We start from the raw sequence: 20,367 nt of genomic DNA, 5'->3' as shown, positions 1-20,367 counted from the left end.
ACGAATATACGGTGGAGGAAGTCATGAACGGCCCAGTATCGATCGAAGTCCTCAGGCAGCATCTGATCGATCCGGAAATCTGCATTCGCTGCAATACCTGCGAAGAGACTTGCCCGGTCGATGCGATCACGCACGACGAGAACAATTACGTGGTCAAGGCGGATGTCTGCAACGGCTGCATGGCGTGCGTGCCACCGTGTCCGACCGGCGCGATCGATAACTGGCGCACGGTGCTGAAACTCGATGCGTATCCCATCGAAGAGCAGTTCAAGTGGGACGTGTTGCCTGAGCAGAACACGATGGCTGTGCCGGTTGCGGAAAATGTTACGGCCGAGGCGGGATCGTCAGGCGATACGCCGGCAGACGCAAGCGGTATTGAAGTCGATACCGTGCGCGGGTCGGTTGTGCCGCCGTGGTCCGCGGCGAAACCGTATGTGAACCTCTACACGCACAAGGCGCCGACTACCGCGACGGTGGTCGGCAACTACCGGCTCACCGACGGCTCGACCGATAGCGACATCCATCACATCGTGCTCGATTTCGGCTCGATGCCTTTTCCTGTGCTGGAGGGGCAGTCGATCGGCATCCTGCCGCCAGGAGCGACCGCCGATGGCCGCACCCATCACGCGCGGCAGTATTCGATCGCAAGCCCGCGCGACGGCGAACGGCCCGGTTACAACAACGTTTCTCTGACGGTGAAGCGCGTTTCGCAGCAGCACGGCGATGCGCTCGATGGGATCTGCTCGAACTATCTGTGCGATCTCAAGAAGGGTGACGTGGTCAACGTGATCGGCCCATTCGGCGGCACCTTCCTGATGCCGAATCATCCGAACTCGCATCTGCTGATGATTTGCACGGGCACCGGCTCAGCGCCGATGCGCGCGATGACCGAGTACCGTCGGCGTCGTCGTCTGAAAGGCGCGACCGGCAAGCTGATGTTGTTCTTCGGCGCGCGTACCAAGGAAGAGTTGCCATACTTCGGGCCGCTGACGAATCTGCCGAAGGATTTCATCGACACGAATCTGGCGTTTTCGCGCACGCCCGGTCAACCCAGGCGCTACGTGCAGGATGCGATGCGTGAGCGCGCGGTCGATGTTGCGCACATGCTGAAGGACGACAACACGCATATCTACGTGTGCGGGTTGAAGGGGATGGAAGACGGCGTGTTGCAGGCACTGAAGGAAATCGGCGAACAGCACCAACTCGACTGGGAAGCGTTGTGGGCGAAGCTCAAGCGGGAAGGGCGGCTGCATCTGGAGACGTATTGAACGACTGGCTTCGGGGCGGGTGCGGGCCCGCGCGCTTGCGGGCCAGAGTGAGGGTGCCCAGAACGATCACTGCGCCGCCTCCCAGTTGTCCTCTCCAACTGGAGCGGTGGGATTGTCGTAACGCATCACCGAGCCGCGTAGCACGTCTAGCGGACTGCGTTCTACGCCACGATAACGCCGCACTTCAAGCGCCGGCTTGCCACGGTCGGTGACGATCAAGCTTTCGCCGGACGCCTCAACCTGCCGGAACAATTCGAGCGCCTTGGCCTTGAATTCAGACTTCGATACCCGATTGCCTTGCACAATAGCTCCTATGGTCAATTGCCTACAGTCATTGATCGGCTGATCCTTTCTCTTGCGCCGGCGACACCGCCCCACACGCCCGAATTACCAACTGCACCACCTCCTCCGTCGTCGCCTCAAACGCCTTCTGCGTCAGCGCGCGTTTGCCTTTAAGCGCGCGAATCTGCGCGTCGAAGTCGGCGTAATGCTGGGTAGTTGCCCAGATCATGTACATCAGCGTTTGCGCATTCACCGGCGCCAGCAGCCCGCGTGCGATCCAGTCGTCGATCACCTTCACCCGGCTGTCCAGCCACGGCTTTACGCGCCCCGTGAGAATGTCCTCCATATGCTCCGCGCCGTGAATGATCTCGCTCGCCCACACTTTCGAGCCTAACGGCCGGCGGCGCGACAACTCCATTTTCGCGCGTACGTATCCGCCGATCGCTTCGACCGGATCGTCGCTGCATTCGAACGTATCCGCCGCGCGGTGCCAGTCTTCGAACAGGTCTTCCAGCACACGCCGGTACAACGCGAGCTTTGTCGGGAAGTAGTAATGCAGGTTAGCTTTCGGTAAGCCTGCACGCTCCGCGATCATCGCCGTGCTGGTTCCGTCGAGTCCTCGCTCCGCGAAAACCGCTTCGGCGCACGCCAATAAATGCGCTTCATTCGACTCGCGAATGTGCGCCTTGCGCCGCCGCAAAGGTGCACGAGTTTCGTCCTGGGTCTCGTCGTTTTCCGTGATGTCGGCAGCCACGTTGTTGTCTCTCATGTTGGCTTCATCGGCATGTGTGCCGCGTCGCGCTTCATTCTAGTCGTTTGAGCGCGGATGGACACGCGCATTCGAGGCCGTCGAAAAATGCGTGCTGCAGTGCAATGGCACGCTTCTCGCTATGTTTTCCACCGTACGAAAGGTGTTGATTTGGCGGGCTTAATCGTCTACAACCTGTCCAACTGGACAGGATTGAGAGAGCGAGAGACGCCCCAGGGTTTGCCCTCTGTATAAGAGGCGATCGAAGGCATCGAGTGTGCACCGCCGCCGTGCGGCCACGCCCCAAAACCCGCCGCCCGTGCACCAGTTTCATGTCGATTCACCGAAAGGAGCGAGACGAATGAACGCGGTATCCGAAGCGCTGAAGCACGCAGAACCCGCTACGTCGATCAAGGTCGACGGCAAGCGGCTGTGGGACAGCCTGATGACAATGGCGAAGATCGGCGCGACGCCCAAAGGCGGCGTCTGCCGGCTGGCGCTGACTGACCTCGACAAACAAGGGCGCGACCTGATCGTCAGTTGGGCGAAGGAAGCCGGCTGCACGGTCAGTGTCGATCAGATGGGCAATGTGTTCATGCGCCGCGCCGGGCGCAATCCCGATGCGTTGCCGGTCATGACCGGTTCGCACGCGGACTCGCAGCCGACCGGCGGCCGCTTCGACGGCATCTACGGCGTGCTCGGCGGACTCGAAGTGATCCGCAGTCTGAACGATCACGACATCGAGACCGAACATCCGGTTGAAGTGGTGATCTGGACCAACGAGGAAGGCTCGCGCTTTGCCCCCGCCATGGTCGCCTCAGGGGTGTTCGCCGGGGTCTTCACACTGGATTACGGTCTCTCGCGCAAGGACGTGGATGGCAAGAGCATCGGCGAGGAACTGAAACGTATCGGCTATGCGGGCGATCTGCCTTGCGGTGGACGACCCTTCTATGCCGCGTTCGAATTGCATATCGAACAAGGACCGATTCTTGAAGCTGAGCAGAAAACCATCGGTGTGGTGACCGATGCGCAAGGTCAGCGCTGGTACGAAATCACGCTGACGGGGCAGGAGGCGCATGCGGGTCCGACGCCCATGCCGCGTCGCCGCGATGCTTTGCTCGGGGCCGCGCGTGTGGTCGATCTGGTCAATCGTATCGGGCTGGATAACTCACCGTTTGGCTGTGCGACGGTCGGCATGATGCAGGTCTATCCGAACTCACGCAATGTGATTCCGGGGCGCGTGTTTTTCACCGTCGACTTCCGTCATCCGGATGATGCAGTGCTCGCGAAGATGGATGCCGCGCTGCGCGAGGGTGTGGCGAAGATCACAGGCGCCATCGGTCTGGAAACCGAACTCGAGCAGATTTTTTACTACGCGCCAGTCGCCTTCGACGAAGCCTGCGTGAAGTCGGTTCGTGCCGCGGCCGAACGCTTCGGTTATTCGCATCGCAACATGGTGTCCGGTGCGGGACACGACGCCTGCTATCTGTCGCAGGTCGCGCCGACTTCGATGGTGTTCGTGCCGTGCGTCGACGGGATCAGTCACAACGAGATCGAGGACGCTACCTTCGAATGGATCGAAGCGGGCGCCAACGTCTTGCTGCACGCGATGCTCGGACGAGCGTGCGAGCCGGTTTCATAACGCTTTAGCGGTAGCGGGGTTGATTCACTAGCCTCGCCGCAGTGCCCATAAAACATGCCGTCCCGGCTCCGCTTTAGCGCAGCCGGCGGGAACGGCTACGTCCTCACATCGAAGAAGGAACGTGTATGGCCATCAAGCAAACCGGCGATATTGCGACTCAGCGCCTATCGGCCGATCAACTGTCGTGCGAGTTCTCCGACATCGCGCCATTGCTCGACGCGAGCGCCGCGGCTGCGGCCGCGAGCCGCTGTCATTACTGTTACGACGCACCGTGCGTGAACGCGTGTCCGACGCAGATCGACATTCCCAGTTTCATTCGCAAGATCAGCAACGGCAATCTGAAGGGCGCCGCCGTCGACATTCTGTCGGCGAATCCGCTGGGCGGCATGTGCGCGCGCGTTTGCCCGACCGAGATTCTTTGCGAGGGTGCTTGCGTGCGCAACCATCAGGATGCGAAACCGGTGGCGATCGGCGCGCTGCAACGTCATGCGACCGATTGGGCGATGGCGCGTGGCGAGGTGCTGTTCAAGCGGGCTGCTGAAACGGGTCGGCGCGTCGCGGTGGTCGGTGCAGGGCCGGCTGGACTGGCGTGTGCGCATCGGCTTGCATTGGCCGGCCATAACGTAACCATCTATGACGCCCACGAGAAAGCGGGCGGTCTGAACGAGTACGGTATCGCGGCCTATAAAACCGTCGACGATTTTGCGCAGCGCGAAGTGGCGTGGCTGTGCTCGGTCGGCGGCATCGAGATCAAGCACGGCGTAACCCTCGGACGTGATGTGGATCTCGATGCGCTGCGCAAGCAGCACGATGCGGTCTTCCTCGCGATCGGTCTCACGGGCGTGCGCGCGTTGGCGATGGAAGGCGAGGACCTGAGTGGCGTGATGAACGCAGTGGATTTCATCGAACAGGTGCGCACGGCCAGCGACTTCGGCACGGTGCCGGTGGGGCGGCGAGTCGTCGTGATCGGCGGCGGCAATACGGCAGTGGATGCCGCCGTGCAAAGCCACAAGCTCGGTGCGACGTCTGTGACGATGGTGTATCGACGCGGCGTCGAGTCGATGAGCGCGACGTGGGCCGAGCGCGATTTCGCGCAGACCAATGGCGTCACGCTTGTCACGCACGCAGCGCCGGTGCGCTTGATCGGAGAAGGGGGCGTGGTCACGGGTGTCGAATTCGAACGCGCGTCAAGCGATGGCCATCAGGAGCGTTTCGTGGTCGAAGCCGACATGGTGCTTAAGGCAATCGGGCAAACGTTAGTGCCGGTCGGTATCGAGCGCGAACTGTTGACGTTGGACAGCAGCCGTATCGCAGTCGATGCAAACGGACAAACCTCGTTGCCCGGCGTTTGGGCAGGTGGCGATTGCGCGGCGACTGGTGGGATCGATCTGACGGTACAAGCGGTGCAGGACGGCAAGGTCGCCGCCGCCGCGATTGACGCTCAGTTCGCTCGCACAGCAGTCAAAGCCGCTTGAAGTTGCTTGAGGCCGCTTAGGCCACGCATTCAACCAGACAAAAAACAGCAGTCCCCAAGGAGCCGAACATGGCCGATTTGCGCTGTACGATTGCCGGCATCACGTCGCCGAATCCTTTCTGGCTCGCTTCCGCGCCGCCGACCGACAAAGCCTATAACGTGAACCGCGCGTTCGAAGCGGGCTGGGGCGGGGTCGTGTGGAAGACACTGGGCCTCGACCCGCATGTGGTGAATGTCAGTTCGCGCTACGGCGCGGTGCAATGGAATGGCCAGCGCATCGCGGGCCTGAACAACATCGAACTGATCACCGACCGTCCGCTCGACATCAATCTCAAGGAAATCGCTGAAGTCAAACGCGACTGGCCGGACCGCGCGATGATCGTCTCGCTGATGGTGCCGTGCAACGAACGCGACTGGAAGTGGATTTTGCCGCTCGTCGAAGACACCGGCGCCGATGCGGTGGAATTGAACTTCGGCTGCCCGCACGGCATGAGCGAGCGCGGCATGGGCGCCGCGGTGGGTCAGGTGCCCGAATACATCGAGATGGTCACGCGCTGGGTCAAGGAGGGCACGAAGCTGCCGTGCCTCGTCAAACTCACGCCGAATATCAGCGACATTCGCCTCGGTTCGCGTGCCGCCTATAAAGGCGGCGCGGACGGCGTCTCGCTGATCAACACCATCAACTCCATCGTTGCGGTGGACCTCGACGCGATGTCGCCCTTGCCGATGGTCGACGGCAAAGGCACGCACGGCGGCTACTGCGGTCCGGCTGTGAAGCCGATCGCGCTGAATATGGTGGCTGAAATTGCGCGTGACGTGGAAACGCCGAACCTGCCCATTTCCGGTATCGGCGGCATTTCGACATGGCGCGATGCGGCCGAATTCATGGTGCTCGGCGCGGGCAGCGTGCAGGTCTGCACGGCGGCGATGCACTATGGATTCCGCATCGTCTCCGATCTCGCGGACGGCCTGTCGAACTGGATGGACGAAAAAGGCTACGCCACGCTTGACGACATTCGCGGCCGCGCCGTGCCGAATGTGACCGACTGGAAGTACCTGAACCTCAAATACGACATCAAGGCGCGCATCGATCAGGACAAGTGCATCCAGTGCGGCCTCTGCCATATCGCGTGCGAAGACACCGCTCACCAGGCGATCATGAAAGAAAAAGATGGCGTCCGGCATTTTGAAGTGATGGACTCCGAATGTGTCGGCTGCAATCTGTGCATGCACGTGTGCCCGGTTGAGCAGTGCATCACGATGGAGCGCGTGGACAGCGGCGAGTACGCGAACTGGACCACGCATCCGAACAACCCGGCGCGGGTGAATGCCGGTGAAAGCGAGACGTCAGAGAAGGCTGAAGCGGCCGAGCGTGCCCACGCTCACGCGGCAAAGGCAGCCTGAAACATGAGCTACCTGCAGGAAAAGAAAGGAAACGAAACGAAGCGCTTGTACTGAACCTGTAGTTTCCCCAAGGCCTGACGCGCCACCAGAAGCCGCGCAGGCCTCAACGATCAGTGGAGATCTTTCGATGAAGCAGACAGTGCAACCCGTCGACCCGCAGTTTGCGGCCGGCGCGCAGGGCAGCAGTCTTTACAACGACGACCTTGCGCCGACCGGCGTCGCACAGCGCACGTGGAGGTGGTATCACTTTGCCGCGCTGTGGGTCGGGATGGTGATGAACATCGCCTCGTACATGCTTGCGGCCGGTTTGACGGAAGAGGGCATGTCGCCGTGGCAGGCTGTGGCGACCGTGCTGCTCGGCAATCTGATCGTGCTGGTGCCGATGCTGCTGATCGGTCACGCGGGTGCGAAGCACGGTATTCCCTACGCGGTGCTGGTGCGCTCCTCCTTCGGCACGCAGGGTGCGAAATTGCCGGCGATGCTGCGGGCGATCGTCGCGTGTGGCTGGTACGGTATTCAGACGTGGCTTGGCGGCAGCGCGATCTACACGCTGCTGAACATTCTCACGGGCAACGCGCTGCACGGCGCGGCGTTGCCGTTCCTCGATATCTCGCTTGCGCAGCTCGCGTGTTTCCTCGTGTTCTGGGCACTGCAGATTTACTTCATCGTGCACGGCACCGATTCGATTCGCTGGCTCGAAAGCTGGTCCGCGCCGATCAAGATCGTGATGTGTATCGCGCTGGTGTGGTGGGCGACGTCGAAGGCGGGCGGCCTTGGCTCGATGCTGTCGGCGCCGTCGCAATTCGTGGCGGGCGGCAAGAAGGAGGGCATGTTCTGGGCGACCTTCTGGCCCGGCCTCACGGCGATGGTGGGCTTCTGGGCGACGCTCGCGCTGAATATTCCCGACTTCACACGCTTTGCTAAAACGCAGCGCGATCAGATCATCGGGCAGTCGATTGGTTTGCCGGTGCCGATGGCCTTGCTTTCGGTGATCTCCGTGGTGGTGACGTCGGCGACTGTGGTGATCTACGGCAAGGCGATCTGGGACCCGATCGACCTGACGAGCCGCATGACCGGCATCGGCGTCGGCGTTGCGCTGATCATCCTGACGCTGGATACGATGTGCTGCAATCTCGCGGCGAATCTCGTCGGCCCGGCTTATGACTTTTCGAGCCTGTGGCCGAAGGGTATTTCGTATCGCGTAGGCGGCATGATTACTGCGACCATCGCCATTGTGATGATGCCGTGGAAAATTCTTGCCACCACCCAGGGCTATATCTTCACGTGGCTGGTCGGCTACTCGGCTTTGCTCGGTCCGGTAGCGGGCATTCTGATGGTCGACTACTTCCTGATTCGCGGCACACGGCTCGACCCGCGTGAACTGTTTGACGAGCATGGTGAGTACAGCTACACCGGCGGCTGGAACATCGGCGCGGTGGTGGCGCTCGTGATCGGGGTGCTGCCGAATCTGCCGGGCTTTTTGCACACCGCGTTTCCGGCATCGTTCCCGAACGTGCCGGCGATTTTCAACACGCTCTACACGTATGCCTGGTTTGTCGGACTCGCGTTGGCGTCGATCGTATACAGCGCGTGGATGAAGCTGAGCAAAGGACCGAGTGCGCGCGTGGCGAATGCCTGAGTGTGGCTAGGTGTGCCTGGGCGGATGCATGAGCGAGTGCATGAACTGCGCACTCGACGAACGAAGTAAGTAACACGGAAACCAGCAGTACATAAGGAGGCGGCAACATGACGACCCTGATTCGCGGCGGCACGATTATCGACGCGGAGAGCACGTATCGTGCGGATGTGTTGTGTGCGGACCCGCAGGACGGTGGCACGATCCTGCAGATCGGAGCGGACCTGGAGGCGCCGGCCGGCGCCACGATCGTCGATGCGGGTGGGCAGTATGTGATGCCCGGCGGCATCGATCCGCATACCCATATGGAATTGCCGTTCATGGGGACCACGGCCAGCGACGATTTCTACACCGGTACGGCCGCCGGTTTATCCGGCGGCACGACCAGCATCATCGACTTCGTGATTCCGAGTCCGAAGCAACCGTTGATGGAGGCCTTCAAGGAATGGCGCGGTTGGGCTGAAAAGGCTTCGGCAGACTATGGCTTTCACGTTGCGGTGACGTGGTGGGACGATTCGGTCTATCGCGAAATGGGCACGCTGGTGCATGAACACGGTGTGTCGAGCTTCAAGCACTTCATGGCCTACAAGAACGCGATCATGGCCGATGACGAAGTGCTGGTGAACAGTTTTTCGCGTTCGCTCGAACTCGGCGCGCTGCCCACCGTGCATGCGGAAAACGGTGAGCTGGTGTTTCAGTTGCAGCGCCAGTTGCTTGCAAAAGGCTTTACGGGTCCCGAGGCGCATCCGCTGTCGCGGCCGCCTGAAGTGGAGGGCGAGGCCGCCAACCGTGCGATCCGCATCGCGCAGGTGTTAGGCGTGCCGGTGTATATCGTCCACGTGTCCTCGAAAGATGCAGTCGACGCGATTGCTCGCGCCCGCAACGAAGGTCTTCGGGTGTTCGGCGAAGTGCTGCCGGGCCATCTGGTGATCGATGAGGCGGTGTATCGCGATCCCGACTGGACCCGCGCCGCAGCGCACGTGATGAGCCCGCCGTTCCGTTCCGGGGAGCATCGCGAGGCCTTGTGGCGGGGTTTGCAAGCGGGGCAACTGCACACCACCGCGACCGATCACTGCGTGTTCTGCGCGTCGCAGAAGGCGATGGGCCGCGAGGACTTTACGAAGATCCCGAACGGCTGCGGCGGCGTCGAAGATCGTATGGCGGTCCTCTGGCATCACGGTGTGAATTCCGGGCGTCTCACGCCGAATGAATTCGTGCGCATCACGTCGACCAACGCCGCGCAGATTTTCAACCTGTATCCGCGTAAGGGCGCGGTCCAGGTGGGCGCGGATGCCGACCTGGTCGTGTGGGATCCGAAGGCAAGCAAAACCATTTCGGTGAAGACGCATCATCAGAAGGTTGACTTCAACGTGTTCGAAGGGATGACGGTGCAGGGCGTGGCGATGCATACGCTCACCCGTGGCGCGCTGGCATGGACCGATGGCGAGCTGCGAGCCGTGCGTGGCGCGGGGCGTTATCTGAAGCGGCCGCCGAATCCGGCTTACTTTGATGCGATCCGGGTGGCCAATAAGCGCAAGGAGCCGCATCCGGTAGAACGGTAAGGCGTTTGCAATCTGACGGGCGGCCCCTCAGTGCCGCCCGTGCCGTCCGTTTTTCAACGCCGCGCATTCGCCGTGGCGACCCCCTCCCGCGTTTTCCCCGATGGCGCCCGGTACGCGTTCCATGGTGCGATGCATGCCGCGTCTGTCATATCTGTTGAAAAGTCGAATTCAACGTTGCATGAGACGCCTTGGCTGTCCGCTTAGCACGTATGCGCATATTGATCGAAAAGCTGATCCTTTGTAAAAAGACAGGCCGTTTGCTACAGTCCGCCCACTCTGCCGGGCATGACCGCCGGCGGAATGCCGAATACAAAACCATGCAACCGATGTAGCAAACTTTACGGAGCCACCAGATGAAGTCGATTCGTTCCATTCTGCTGATCGCGCTGCTGCAAGCGGTGACCCTGAGCCCGGCATTCGCCGCTGACGAGCTCGCGCAGATCAAGTCCGCGGGCGTGTTCAAGATCGGCACGGAGGGCACCTACGCACCGTTCACGTACCACGATGAGTCCGGCAAGCTGACCGGCTTCGACGTGGAGATCGGCACGGAGATTGCGCGGCGCCTGGGCGTCAAGCCGCAATTCGTCGAAGGCAAATGGGACGGTCTGATCGCCGGTCTCGATGTGAACCGCTACGACGCGGTGATCAATGAAGTCGCTGTCACCGACGCGCGCAAAGCGAAGTACGATTTCTCGGACCCGTACATCACGTCGCATGCGGCGCTGATCGTGCGGTCGGACAACACCACCATCAAGACATTTGACGACCTGAAGGGCAAGAAGTCGGCGAATACGCTGACCAGCAACTTCGGCAAGATCGCAGCTGCGCACGGCGCGGAGGTGATTCCCGTGCAGGGCTTCAACGAATCGGTCGATCTGTTGACCTCGGGCCGCGTCGATGCGACGGTCAACGATTCGCTGTCGTTCCTCGACTTCAAGAAGCATAAGCCGGATGCGAAGGTGAAGATCGCCGCGCTCGATACGTCGTCCGATAGCAGCGACAAGTCCGCGGTCCTGATCCGCAAGGGCAGCCCGGAATTGCAGGCGGCAATCAACAAGGCGCTCGCCGACATGAGAAAAGACGGCACTTACGAGAAGATTTCGCAGAAGTACTTCGGTAAAGACGTCTCCCAATAAGCGCCACGTGCGAGTCTGAATCATGCCGGCATGGTTGCATCTGATGGCGCAGTCGCTGTGGCCGCTGCTGTATGCGGGGCTTGTCTTTACCGTGCCGCTCACGCTGGCATCGTTCGCGATCGGGATCGTGGTGGCGTTTGTCGTCGCGCTGGTCCGGCTATTCGGGCCGCGCTGGGCGGTGGCGATCGTGCGCTTCTACGTGTGGCTGTTTCGCGGCTCGCCATTACTGGTGCAACTGTTCGTGATTTTCTACGGACTACCCAACGTGGGCATCGTGCTCGATCCGTTGACGGCAGCGATCATTGGCTTTTCGCTGAATGTCGGCGCGTATAACTCGGAAGTGATACGCGGCGTGATCGAGTCGATTCCGAAGGGGCAGTGGGAGGCGGCGTACTCGATGGGTATGACGCGCCAACAGGCGCTGCGCCGCGCAATCCTGCCGCAAGCGGCACGCGTCGCGCTACCGCCGCTGTCGAACTCGTTCATTGCGTTGGTGAAGGACACCTCGCTCGCTGCGGTACTGACGGTGCCTGAGGTGTTTCAGGCGGCGCAGCGAATCGCGTCGGTGACCTATGAACCGTTGATTCTCTACACGGAGGCGGCGCTGGTGTATCTCGTGTTCAGTTCGGTCCTGTCGTCGGCGCAAGTCCGGCTCGAGCGCAAGTTCGGCCGTCACGCACTTTTCCAGGCGGGCAACTGATGATTCGACTGGAAAAAATCGACAAGCACTTCGGCGAGAATCGGGTGCTGAGTTCGGTGGACCTGCAACTCGCGCCGGGTAATGTGACAGCGCTGATCGGCCCTTCCGGCAGCGGCAAGAGTACGCTTTTGCGTTGCGTGAATCTGCTGGAAATCCCCGAGGCCGGCTCACTCGAACTCGGCGACCAGCGGCTCGAATTCAGCCGCGATCACAAGCCATCGCGCGAAACGGTGCTGACGATTCGCCGCCGCACCGGCATGGTGTTCCAGAATTTCCAGTTGTTCCCGCATCTGACGGTGCGCCAGAACGTCATGGAAGGCTTGCTGACCGTGCTGAAGTGGGACAAGGAAAAAGCGTGCGTACGTGCGGACGAATTGCTCGAAAAGGTCGGCATCGCGCACAAGGCGGACGCGTGGCCCTCTACGCTTTCCGGCGGCCAGCAGCAGCGCGTAGCGATTGCGCGGGCGTTGGCACCGTCGCCGGAAGTGTTGTTGTGTGACGAGCCCACATCGGCGCTGGATCCCGGTTTGGCGGCGGAGGTGGTGGACGTCCTCAAGCAGCTCGCCACGGAAGGCATGACGATGTTGATGGCGACACATGATTTACGTCTTGCCGCCACGATTGCGCGCGACGTGGTGTTTCTGAATAACGGCGTGGTGGTCGAGCAAGGCCCGTCGCGGGACATTTTCATGAATCCGCGCGAGCCCGAAACCGCACGCTTCGTGTCCACGCTGACACATAGTTTGCCGGACGCGTGGACCGAGCAGGGCCGGCCTGAGAGAAGCTAAGTCAGGTTCTCCTGGTTGGCTGGAAGCCGCAAATGATTCCACGCTGCCAGCCCGGCAAAAACCACCCCGGCAATACTCACACCGATCCATCCGAAGATCGGCCAAACCACCGCGCCGACCCCCGAACCAATGGCGCCGCCAATAAAATACGCGACCATATAGACGGTATTCACGCGGCTCCGTGCTTCGGGCTTCAGTGCGTAAATCCGCGATTGATTGGAAATCTGTGCGGCCTGCACGCCGATATCGAGGATGATCACGCCGATCACCAATCCAGCAATGCTTTTTGCCGACAAGGCAAACACCACGAACGAAATCGCGACCAGCACAATCGATACGGTGATAATCGTCCGCGGTCCGCGCCGGTCGGAAAACTTGCCGGCGAGCGGCGCGGCCATCGCCCCCGCTGCGCCGACAATCCCGAACAGGCCCGCCGCCTGCGGCCCAAGATGAAACGGTGCGCCTGCCAGCAATAACGCCAGCACCGACCAGAAGATGCTGAACGCCGCGAACATCGCCGCCCCGGTCAACGAGGCTTCACGCAGCGCGCGATGCTCGACCACCAGGTGCCACATTGAAACCAGCAGCTTGCCGTATGGCAAGGTCGACGTCGGCTTGCTCTTCGGCAGACGCATGATGATCACCACCGCCAGCACCAGCAACGCGACGACGGAAGCGCCGAATACAGCACGCCAGCCGAAATACTCGGCGACAATGCCTGCCGCGGTCCGTGCCAGCAGAATCCCCAGCAGCAATCCACTCATCACCGTGCCGACCGCATGGCCCCGCTCGGATGCGGGCGCGAGTTCGGCCGCGAACGGCACCGCCTGCTGCGCGATGGTGGCGAGCACACCGATCGCGAGACTCGCGATAATCAGCACCGACAGCGTCGGCGCCGCGGCTGCCAGCACGAGCGCAACGCACATGCCCGCGATCTGCAACAGGATCAGGAGGCGTCGATCGAAGCGATCGCCGAGCGGCGCTAACAACAGCATCCCGGCTGCGTAGCCGAGCTGCGTCACGGCCGGCACCGCGCCGACCCACGACGCGCTGTTCGGGAACGACAGCCGGAAATCGTCGAGCAGAGGCTGGTTGTAATAGATGTTGGCGACTGCCACACCGGCAATCGTTGCGAGCAGAAGCAGCAAGCCGCGCAATGACCGGTCGGCCGAAGCGGGAGTGGAAGCGTCGGATGTGGACATGAGTGGGGACCGTCGATGGACCGGCCCATGCGCGGTCCTCAAGCGTGCCGATCATACCGGAGAGGGAAGGATCGTGCTGACCGCCGCCGAGGCCACGGTTCGGCGCTAGGGCGACGTCAACTCGAAACGGCAGCGAACCAGCGGTGGCTCAGGTGCGGAACGATCGTGAACGATGATCGGAAAACGCAAAAGTGTCGCGGATGACTTCGAGCGCAACGGATTTTGAAGCTCTCCTGGTGTTGTCAAAACACCTAAGGCCGCGCGATTTTGATTTGGAGTTGAAATAAAAAGGTATCACGACTCGCCTGTCATGACGGTCGGTCATTGACCCGAAGCAGTCTTACAAAAGCGCAGAGGGGATTGTCGCGTCATCGAGCGAGAGCGGCCATACGGCTGTCGCCAAATGGGCGCTTCTGTTCATGACCTGTCCCAATACGACTTATTCGAATTGGGACAATGCAGCGTTCGTTGGGCATGAAAAACACCCCAAAGATTGGACTAATGTCCAACTTTTGGGGTGCAATTCACTACCGGGATTTTTTTCGGGGGTAGTGCGTCCACTACCCCAGGCTTCTGAACCTGCGATTAGAACCGGTGGTAGATGCCAACGTTGGCTTGAACCTGGTTGCCGCCCGATGCGGTATTGCCGAAGTCCGCAGCCGAAGCCTGAGCGCCCTGAGCATGAACGTAGGCACCCATGGCGTATACCGAGGTAAGCTTCGACAGTGCGTACGTAGCACCCAGCGACGCCTGGTTGATCGAAGCCATCGTGCGGCCCTCAGCGGCTTGCGCAGGCGTGGCTGCCGAACCGTAGACGTACGTGTACCCAGCAGCCAGCGACAGCGCCGGGGTTGCCTGGTACTGCAGAAGGGCACCCACCACGTTGAAGTGGATCGACTGTTGGCCATCGTTACCCTGGTACTGAGCGTTCGAGTAGCGCAGGCCAGCCGTGTACGGACCAAACTGGTATTGGCCAGCGATTTGAGCGATGCCCGCGCTCTTGAACGCATTGCCACCGTAGTAACCCGAGCTCGGATAGCCTAGGGCACCACCGAACGACGGTTGTGCCGTTGCGTTCTGCCAGCCGTTCTCACCCTGGTTTGCAGCATGGAAGTAGCCGCCAGCGACCGTCAGACCACCTTGAGCGTAGTCCGTAGCCACCGACCACGATTGACCCGAACCCATAGCACCGGCAACGCCGCCGAACGAGTACGCGCCTTCAGCCTGGAAGCCGTGGAAAACCGGCGAAATGTACTTGACGGCGTTGTTCTGGTTCGTCGTGTTGTCGTTGTTGTCCACGTCGCCCGGGGTCGAGAACGTCGAAGCCGAAATGCCGTCGCCCGTCAGGCCTTGAACCATTTCCGTCACGGCATCGATCTGGCGACCCAGACGCAGGGTACCGTACTGGTCCGAAGCGAGGCCTACGTAGGCCTGGCGATTGAACAGCGAACGCGAGGAGCCAATTGGGCCCTGGCCGCCGATGCCACCGGTCGCAATGTTGAAACCATTTTCGAGCTTGAAGACCGCCTTGAGGCCGGCGCCGAGGTCTTCCTGACCCTGGAGGCCCCACTTGTTCGACCCTGAGGCACCGCCAACGAGGGCGACTTCCGAGTGGCCATTAACGTTCGAGGTGTAGCTGATACCTGCGTCTAGCATGCCGTACAGGGTGACCGACGACTGTGCCATTGCTGCCGAGGATGCGGCGAAAGCGGCAACAGCGATAACCGTTGCCTTGATGGTGCTGTTCTTCATCTGTAATTCAGTGTCCCTGAGTATCTTTTGGATTGGTTTATTCGTTACTGCGCGCCGGAGGATACGGCACCTCCTGCAAACTCAAGAAAGGAAAAAAAAGACTGTCGCAAAAACGTAACAAAAGGAGCAATGTCTTGCGCGGCGGGCGATCAATGGACTATTCCGTGCCAAGTCGGCAACGGCGGATGGGCAACCGCGATCACCCGCCGAATCTCTCCACAAAGCTATTCTGGATTGCCTGCAAGCGCGGGCGCCCGTAAGGCCAGTTCATCAACCATGATCAGCAGATCATCGGCAGTCAGCGGGCTTTCAGCCATGAGCATGGCAGATCTTCCGCGGTGGTAGACCTTCAGCTTATGCGACAGCGGGGGTAATTGCGCTAAACCGTAAGGCCTTAACGCCGTACGCGGCGGCTTGGGTCGCGCTGGCTAGGGTCTACGCCGAGTTCTTTCAGGCGAGTGCGGAGTCGCTGGTTATCGGCAAACAGCCCGGCAAACGCCAGCACGAACAGAAGTAGATAGAACCACTCGCCTGAGTAATGAATCAGTCCCCACGCGGCACCGGCACATGCGATGGCCGCCAGCAGAAGCGCCGCCTTATCCACTAACCAGTTCATGCCGCCGCCCGTTGACCAGACGGTTGCACGCGCGATGCCAGAAACGCGTAGTTACCGCGCGATGGGCTATCTATTACGACCTCAGGGTGACGCTGGATGAATGCCAGCATCGATTGTGGAATCACCAGCCCCACGCGAGCGGCTGTAGTCCGTGCAGTGGCCGCAGCACTAGCCCCGCTGGTGCAGGTCAGGCTGGCGTTGGCGGCGACGACCAGCGAGCCAACGCATGCGCCCACGTAGAACGATGCACTCAGCGCACCGACGACCGATAGCACTTCAAGTGCGGTAGTCGCGTCGATCAACTCCGCGACGGTTGCGCCCGGTCCCAGGGTCTTCAACGCGCTCAGCATCGTGGCGATATTCGAAGCCGCCGCCTGAATGGAGCCAAACAGACTGCTAGGAGCAGGCAGACCCAGCGCGCTCATGTTCGCTGTAAATGCCTTGCCAAAATCGCCGCCGGTAGTCGCCATAGCACGTGCTCTGCATTCAACGGTGGAGCATCGATTTTAACTGACGAATAAGGCGAATTATCCGGCGCACCGTAGTTGATGCGTCATGCATCAGGCACGGCTTGAATCTGGGAGGCTATGCTGAAACTGGGTTATCAGACAGGCTTTGCACCTGTCATTCCCCCCTGAACCATCGCCACCCGATAAAACCCCGCAAAGTGACTTTGAACGGCTCAGTTCGTTAAGGCTTGTTCGACGCCTGCCAACACGCACAGAGGCTCCGTCACATTCCTGCGGCCGATGGCAGGCATCGAATAACCCTTAACGCCTCCCGCCTGACGCGAGTGGTCATTCACGACCGGCTTCATCCCTGCTCGATGCCAAGCAGTTGCGCGTCCAGCCGTCGCGCTAGCGCCGCGCCGCCTTCGCGCATCACTGCATCGTGGTTCCATTGGAAAACCGGTCGCAACAACGGCGCCAATGCATTCATCCATGTGCGCTTCGTATGCACGCACCAGTCATAGCGGACCGCGGTAAGGTTGCGTCCATCGGTCGAAAAGCTCCAGCGACCGGTGCCTTCTACGTCGCCGCTGGCTTCCCCTTCCAGCGCAACCAACGGGTCGACGCGCGTCACCCGCATGTCGAACACGAGGCGATAGGGCAACCAGCCCTTCCACGTATAGCGTTGTACGACGCCCACTCCCTGATCGGAACCTGCCTCTAGCTGGTCCACGCGTTCGACGTTACCCCACCACTCGGGCCAGCGCGCCGAATCCTGGATTGCCGCCCAAACTTCCTGCACTGGCGCGTCGATGCGCCAAATGGTGGAAAAGCGGTATTCGACCGTTCGCAAGCTGCCTCCATTCTTGGTATTTTTCTATAGATTCTAGAGCCTGGTTGCGCCGTAGAGCTGTGCTTTACCGGCATGTCTGGGACATACCGTCCCAAGTACTCGCCACCGGAGGTCGTCACGCACACAGGAGAATACTGCACGCGAAGCACAGGTGAGGACTCGTCTCAATGCCCGTTGCAGAAAACGGCGGTGAGAAGAAGGGGAACCACTTCCCGAATGACAGCGTCGCTACCCGCCTGGCGTGCGCGCGCCTCAACTGACTCGGCAGGGCCGGTTACGACCACGCCGTACGCTGAGGCCGTCATCGGCTCTCCGCCGCCCGGTTTGAACATCGGATCGCCTTGCTCATACCCGAAGACGGCATAAACGTGAAAGCCGAATGCAGTCAGGTTGCTGCCGTGCGTTGGCCGAAATGCGTTGACTGAGTTCGCTTCAACGCGCATTGGCTTTGGATCGATAGACTGGCCGTCCAGAAGTGGGGCGATGAACGCGTGCGCGCTCGATTTGCAGTCGAGTTGTGGATCGAGCGCATGGGCATGGCACAGGACAGGAGAGAACCCGATGCCGAATGACGTTAGCACGGTCAACGTTCTGGAAATGGAGTGTTTCATCGTGGTCGCACAGGTGGTTCTGTCACACCACACACCCGCATGCCTGGCGGCAGGCGCGCAGACAGTGAGCGATTGGCTCAGCCAGAAATTGTGAGCTACGCCGCGCGCTGGTTCAACCACACCCGGCCCGCGGCCGTCATGTTGATGACACCACACACACGCGATTCGTATGCAAGCCCGAAGCTCAATAGTTCTTCCGCTATCGAGCGCGGCGTCTCTGCCAGGGAATCTGGAATTCGATCAAGCGATTTGAGCGTCTGGACGGCCTCGGGGGAGAGTTGGATGACCATGGCGGCCTCCTGTTGTTTTGGTCATCATGGACCGAACGAACTTTCGCCGTCTGTACGGTAGCGTCTACTTAAACCCCCCTTTCTGAAAATTATCCCAGGTGCCGTCATCCTGAAGATCGCTGGGACGCAGGGGCCGGAAGATTCGTTCTCACAAAGGGTCAGCTACGTCTGTACGGTAGTGGGCAAAGTGCCTTGCTCAACGGGTCAATTCGGTATTCCTGTCCCATCGCGCGATCGATCCAGCCGTCAGTATGGTCGACGTAAGGCACGGCGCCTACTCTTCCGGAGGGACACGCCTGACAGACAACGACGCTGTGTCGCCGCGGCGAACCAGCCGTGTTCAACGTGATCATGACAGGGAGCCCCTATGTCCGATCGAAAAGACGCGCTGTTGAGCGCGTTGCGAGATGCTTACGCAATGGAACGGTATGCTGAGGGATTGCTGAGAATCCACGCGACCGGCTCGACATCACATCCCGACGTCAATGCGCGCATTGAAGCGCACCAGACGGAGACACTCGCATACCAGACATCGTTGGCGAGCTGCATTGCGCGCATCGACGAGAGTAGTGACACGCCGCAGGCACTTACCGATGACTTCGAGGTGTCTATTCAGACAAGTGCCGTCGCTCGTTCGCCGGACGAGCTGGTAGGGAACCTGCAAAGTCTGTATGTGTTCAAGCATCAGGAGATCGCGTCCTACACCTCATTGATCGCCATCGCTGAAGCCAGCGGTTTCTTTGAGACCAAGGTCGCGTGCGAGGCCATTATCCTGGGACAGATCGCCATGGCGGACTGGCTACTTGACCGTCTTTCTGCAGCCGCGACGGCGTATCTGGGGCGCGATGCGTCCCCGGACAAGAGCTAAATCATCCTTGCGAAGATGAGGGCGAGTGCCACTTCTGGCGCGAGATATTCTCCATCGTTTTTCCTGGCGGTTCGCGACCGACTCGGCCTTCAATTTGCGCAGTGGCGCAGAAAGAATGTGTGCGGAATGTGTACGCCACGAACGGGAAAAAGGACGGCATCCCGCTCATTCCCGTGACCCGAGGCGGCTACCGCTAGTTCACATACGGACAATAGGCAACTGCGATTCTCCGTCTCATACTCGCGTCGGGTCGCGCCGACTGCCAGAGATCCAGGGACGCTAAAACAAACGCGGTGAGAAAAAACAGCATAAGCGGGTTCATACCTACCATCCGGTCGTGAAGACTGCTGCTGTCGCGTCCGGCGGATCGGACGTGAGTATTCCGTGCGCCTTGATCGTCTCGTCACGAAGCGCACGAGATATGAAGTGCAAGATGCACGCAATTGCCGGGAACGTCAGTACGGTTCCGTACCAGATCTTGCCGCCGGTCCACACCATGTCGAGCGTGCCCTGTCACCGGAATCTTTGCGCCAACGTGCGAACTATTTTCATGCCATTGCCCGCTAGCGTACCGAGTTGACGGTGAAATGAGCATAGTGTCGTTAAACATAGCGAGGACCTCCCGGCCACCGCCCTGAGGGAAATGCGAAATTCCGCAACGCGTCGCCCTCCCGCCAGCAAAGTCCTGATTCGTTAGCGCTGACTGCCATCAGGAAGCGGATCAAATCTGAGGGTTGCTCACGACGACGTGAGTGATTCAAATATGTCCAAGGAGGAAATCACCATGAAATACTTCAAACCTGTTGTCGCTGCGCTGGCGGTGTTCGCGTTGGCTGCATGCACGGGGCCGGCGGGATCTCAAGGCCCCACAGGCAATAATGGCCAGAAAGGCGACATGGGATACGGCGGCACGCCAGGTGCAACCGGCGCGACTGGCGCAACAGGCGACACGGGATACACCGGTGCGACAGGCGATACCGGGGCAACCGGTAACACGGGAGCAAGGGGTAACACCGGCGCTAGAGGAACAACCTCCACCAACGGCACTGTGGTGATCGTCCCGAACAACTGAGGATCGCGCGACCG

20 protein-coding genes are annotated in these 20,367 nt (G+C 60.6%); 11 read left to right on the top strand and 9 right to left on the bottom strand.

Annotated features, from left to right (window positions below):
* The first annotated feature begins 23 nt into the window (after positions 1 to 23).
* Positions 24 to 1,268 (top strand): benzoyl-CoA 2,3-epoxidase subunit BoxA, encoded by a 1,245-nt coding sequence (boxA, locus tag PQQ96_RS21130; protein WP_408296014.1) that lies wholly within the window; start codon positions 24 to 26, stop codon positions 1,266 to 1,268.
* A 66-nt stretch (positions 1,269 to 1,334) separates the two neighbouring features.
* On the opposite strand, the gene PQQ96_RS21125 is transcribed toward boxA, so the two are convergent.
* Positions 1,335 to 1,571 (bottom strand): type II toxin-antitoxin system Phd/YefM family antitoxin, encoded by a 237-nt coding sequence (locus tag PQQ96_RS21125; protein WP_408296011.1) that lies wholly within the window; start codon positions 1,569 to 1,571, stop codon positions 1,335 to 1,337.
* 28 nt (positions 1,572 to 1,599) lie between these two features.
* Entirely contained in the window at positions 1,600 to 2,319 is a 720-nt protein-coding gene (locus PQQ96_RS21120) for a TetR/AcrR family transcriptional regulator (RefSeq protein ID WP_408296008.1), read from the bottom strand.
* 340 nt (positions 2,320 to 2,659) lie between these two features.
* Here PQQ96_RS21120 and PQQ96_RS21115 point away from each other — a divergent pair, with 340 nt between their 5' ends.
* The 8 genes from PQQ96_RS21115 to PQQ96_RS21080 all read left to right on the top strand — a co-directional run bounded on the left by PQQ96_RS21115 (position 2,660) and on the right by PQQ96_RS21080 (position 12,640).
* Positions 2,660 to 3,940, top strand: coding sequence for a Zn-dependent hydrolase (locus tag PQQ96_RS21115; RefSeq protein ID WP_408296005.1), 1,281 nt, complete (start codon positions 2,660 to 2,662; stop codon positions 3,938 to 3,940).
* A 125-nt stretch (positions 3,941 to 4,065) separates the two neighbouring features.
* The gene (locus tag PQQ96_RS21110) at positions 4,066 to 5,415 is read left to right on the top strand and encodes an NAD(P)-dependent oxidoreductase (RefSeq protein WP_408296002.1); all 1,350 of its coding nucleotides are present in this window, start codon (positions 4,066 to 4,068) and stop codon (positions 5,413 to 5,415) included.
* Between the two features lie 68 nt (positions 5,416 to 5,483).
* Positions 5,484 to 6,818, top strand: coding sequence for an NAD-dependent dihydropyrimidine dehydrogenase subunit PreA (gene preA, locus PQQ96_RS21105; protein WP_408295999.1), 1,335 nt, complete (start codon positions 5,484 to 5,486; stop codon positions 6,816 to 6,818).
* A 127-nt stretch (positions 6,819 to 6,945) separates the two neighbouring features.
* The gene (locus tag PQQ96_RS21100) at positions 6,946 to 8,457 is read left to right on the top strand and encodes an NCS1 family nucleobase:cation symporter-1 (RefSeq protein WP_408295997.1); all 1,512 of its coding nucleotides are present in this window, start codon (positions 6,946 to 6,948) and stop codon (positions 8,455 to 8,457) included.
* A 107-nt stretch (positions 8,458 to 8,564) separates the two neighbouring features.
* Positions 8,565 to 10,016: a dihydropyrimidinase gene (gene hydA, locus PQQ96_RS21095; RefSeq protein WP_408295994.1), complete on the top strand. Its 1,452-nt coding sequence runs from the start codon at positions 8,565 to 8,567 to the stop codon at positions 10,014 to 10,016.
* 353 nt (positions 10,017 to 10,369) lie between these two features.
* A complete protein-coding gene (locus PQQ96_RS21090) occupies positions 10,370 to 11,152 on the top strand; it encodes an amino acid ABC transporter substrate-binding protein (RefSeq protein ID WP_408295991.1) in 783 nt (260 codons plus the stop codon).
* Positions 11,153 to 11,174: 22 nt separating this feature from the next.
* On the top strand, positions 11,175 to 11,852 hold the full coding sequence (locus PQQ96_RS21085) for an amino acid ABC transporter permease (RefSeq protein WP_408295988.1): 678 nt from the start codon (positions 11,175 to 11,177) through the stop codon (positions 11,850 to 11,852).
* Complete coding sequence (locus tag PQQ96_RS21080) at positions 11,852 to 12,640, top strand: amino acid ABC transporter ATP-binding protein (protein ID WP_408295985.1); 789 nt, start codon at positions 11,852 to 11,854, stop codon at positions 12,638 to 12,640. The genes PQQ96_RS21085 and PQQ96_RS21080 overlap by 1 nt, the downstream gene beginning before the upstream one ends.
* On the opposite strand, the gene PQQ96_RS21075 is transcribed toward PQQ96_RS21080, so the two are convergent.
* From PQQ96_RS21075 to PQQ96_RS21045, 7 genes are all read right to left on the bottom strand, one after another.
* Positions 12,637 to 13,842 carry an MFS transporter gene (locus PQQ96_RS21075; RefSeq protein ID WP_408295982.1) on the bottom strand — a complete coding sequence of 402 codons (1,206 nt, stop codon included), beginning with the start codon at positions 13,840 to 13,842 and terminating at the stop codon, positions 12,637 to 12,639. The two genes, PQQ96_RS21080 and PQQ96_RS21075, sit on opposite strands and share 4 nt — an antisense overlap.
* 585 nt (positions 13,843 to 14,427) lie before the next feature.
* Positions 14,428 to 15,594, bottom strand: coding sequence for a porin (locus PQQ96_RS21070; RefSeq protein WP_408295979.1), 1,167 nt, complete (start codon positions 15,592 to 15,594; stop codon positions 14,428 to 14,430).
* Positions 15,595 to 15,988: 394 nt separating this feature from the next.
* Positions 15,989 to 16,210 (bottom strand): hypothetical protein, encoded by a 222-nt coding sequence (locus PQQ96_RS21065; protein ID WP_408295976.1) that lies wholly within the window; start codon positions 16,208 to 16,210, stop codon positions 15,989 to 15,991.
* Positions 16,207 to 16,680, bottom strand: coding sequence for a hypothetical protein (locus PQQ96_RS21060; RefSeq protein ID WP_408295973.1), 474 nt, complete (start codon positions 16,678 to 16,680; stop codon positions 16,207 to 16,209). Before PQQ96_RS21060 ends, PQQ96_RS21065 begins: the two co-directional genes overlap by 4 nt.
* A 343-nt stretch (positions 16,681 to 17,023) precedes the next feature.
* On the bottom strand, positions 17,024 to 17,512 hold the full coding sequence (locus PQQ96_RS21055; protein WP_408295971.1) for an SRPBCC family protein: 489 nt from the start codon (positions 17,510 to 17,512) through the stop codon (positions 17,024 to 17,026).
* Between the two features lie 164 nt (positions 17,513 to 17,676).
* The gene (locus PQQ96_RS21050; RefSeq protein ID WP_408295968.1) at positions 17,677 to 18,123 is read right to left on the bottom strand and encodes a hypothetical protein; all 447 of its coding nucleotides are present in this window, start codon (positions 18,121 to 18,123) and stop codon (positions 17,677 to 17,679) included.
* A gap of 95 nt (positions 18,124 to 18,218) precedes the next feature.
* Positions 18,219 to 18,413: a hypothetical protein gene (locus PQQ96_RS21045; RefSeq protein ID WP_408295965.1), complete on the bottom strand. Its 195-nt coding sequence runs from the start codon at positions 18,411 to 18,413 to the stop codon at positions 18,219 to 18,221.
* A 367-nt stretch (positions 18,414 to 18,780) separates the two neighbouring features.
* Between PQQ96_RS21045 and PQQ96_RS21040 the strand changes: the two genes are divergently transcribed.
* Together PQQ96_RS21040 and PQQ96_RS21035 are read left to right on the top strand one after the other, a co-directional pair.
* Complete coding sequence (locus PQQ96_RS21040) at positions 18,781 to 19,281, top strand: DUF892 family protein (RefSeq protein WP_408295963.1); 501 nt, start codon at positions 18,781 to 18,783, stop codon at positions 19,279 to 19,281.
* A 784-nt stretch (positions 19,282 to 20,065) separates the two neighbouring features.
* Positions 20,066 to 20,353 carry a collagen-like protein gene (locus tag PQQ96_RS21035; protein WP_408295961.1) on the top strand — a complete coding sequence of 96 codons (288 nt, stop codon included), beginning with the start codon at positions 20,066 to 20,068 and terminating at the stop codon, positions 20,351 to 20,353.
* Positions 20,354 to 20,367 lie beyond the last annotated feature (14 nt).

This window comes from Paraburkholderia sediminicola, from assembly GCF_046027825.1.
In the GTDB taxonomy this organism is placed as follows: Bacteria; Pseudomonadota; Gammaproteobacteria; order Burkholderiales; family Burkholderiaceae; genus Paraburkholderia; species Paraburkholderia sediminicola_D.
This window is presented reverse-complemented; position numbering and strand designations above follow the sequence as displayed.

What these genes read in the sequence shown, in the direction of transcription:
- boxA (WP_408296014.1), top strand. Translation starts at nt 24, where the DNA reads ATGAACGGCCCAGTATCGATCGAAGTCCTCAGGCAGCATCTGATCGAT.
- PQQ96_RS21120 (WP_408296008.1), bottom strand. Translation starts at nt 2,319, where the DNA reads ATGAGAGACAACAACGTGGCTGCCGACATCACGGAAAACGACGAGACC.
- PQQ96_RS21115 (WP_408296005.1), top strand. Translation starts at nt 2,660, where the DNA reads ATGAACGCGGTATCCGAAGCGCTGAAGCACGCAGAACCCGCTACGTCG.
- PQQ96_RS21110 (WP_408296002.1), top strand. Translation starts at nt 4,066, where the DNA reads ATGGCCATCAAGCAAACCGGCGATATTGCGACTCAGCGCCTATCGGCC.
- preA (WP_408295999.1), top strand. Translation starts at nt 5,484, where the DNA reads ATGGCCGATTTGCGCTGTACGATTGCCGGCATCACGTCGCCGAATCCT.
- PQQ96_RS21100 (WP_408295997.1), top strand. Translation starts at nt 6,946, where the DNA reads ATGAAGCAGACAGTGCAACCCGTCGACCCGCAGTTTGCGGCCGGCGCG.
- hydA (WP_408295994.1), top strand. Translation starts at nt 8,565, where the DNA reads ATGACGACCCTGATTCGCGGCGGCACGATTATCGACGCGGAGAGCACG.
- PQQ96_RS21090 (WP_408295991.1), top strand. Translation starts at nt 10,370, where the DNA reads ATGAAGTCGATTCGTTCCATTCTGCTGATCGCGCTGCTGCAAGCGGTG.
- PQQ96_RS21085 (WP_408295988.1), top strand. Translation starts at nt 11,175, where the DNA reads ATGCCGGCATGGTTGCATCTGATGGCGCAGTCGCTGTGGCCGCTGCTG.
- PQQ96_RS21080 (WP_408295985.1), top strand. Translation starts at nt 11,852, where the DNA reads ATGATTCGACTGGAAAAAATCGACAAGCACTTCGGCGAGAATCGGGTG.
- PQQ96_RS21075 (WP_408295982.1), bottom strand. Translation starts at nt 13,842, where the DNA reads ATGTCCACATCCGACGCTTCCACTCCCGCTTCGGCCGACCGGTCATTG.
- PQQ96_RS21070 (WP_408295979.1), bottom strand. Translation starts at nt 15,594, where the DNA reads ATGAAGAACAGCACCATCAAGGCAACGGTTATCGCTGTTGCCGCTTTC.
- PQQ96_RS21065 (WP_408295976.1), bottom strand. Translation starts at nt 16,210, where the DNA reads ATGAACTGGTTAGTGGATAAGGCGGCGCTTCTGCTGGCGGCCATCGCA.
- PQQ96_RS21060 (WP_408295973.1), bottom strand. Translation starts at nt 16,680, where the DNA reads ATGGCGACTACCGGCGGCGATTTTGGCAAGGCATTTACAGCGAACATG.
- PQQ96_RS21050 (WP_408295968.1), bottom strand. Translation starts at nt 18,123, where the DNA reads ATGAAACACTCCATTTCCAGAACGTTGACCGTGCTAACGTCATTCGGC.
- PQQ96_RS21045 (WP_408295965.1), bottom strand. Translation starts at nt 18,413, where the DNA reads ATGGTCATCCAACTCTCCCCCGAGGCCGTCCAGACGCTCAAATCGCTT.
- PQQ96_RS21040 (WP_408295963.1), top strand. Translation starts at nt 18,781, where the DNA reads ATGTCCGATCGAAAAGACGCGCTGTTGAGCGCGTTGCGAGATGCTTAC.
- PQQ96_RS21035 (WP_408295961.1), top strand. Translation starts at nt 20,066, where the DNA reads ATGAAATACTTCAAACCTGTTGTCGCTGCGCTGGCGGTGTTCGCGTTG.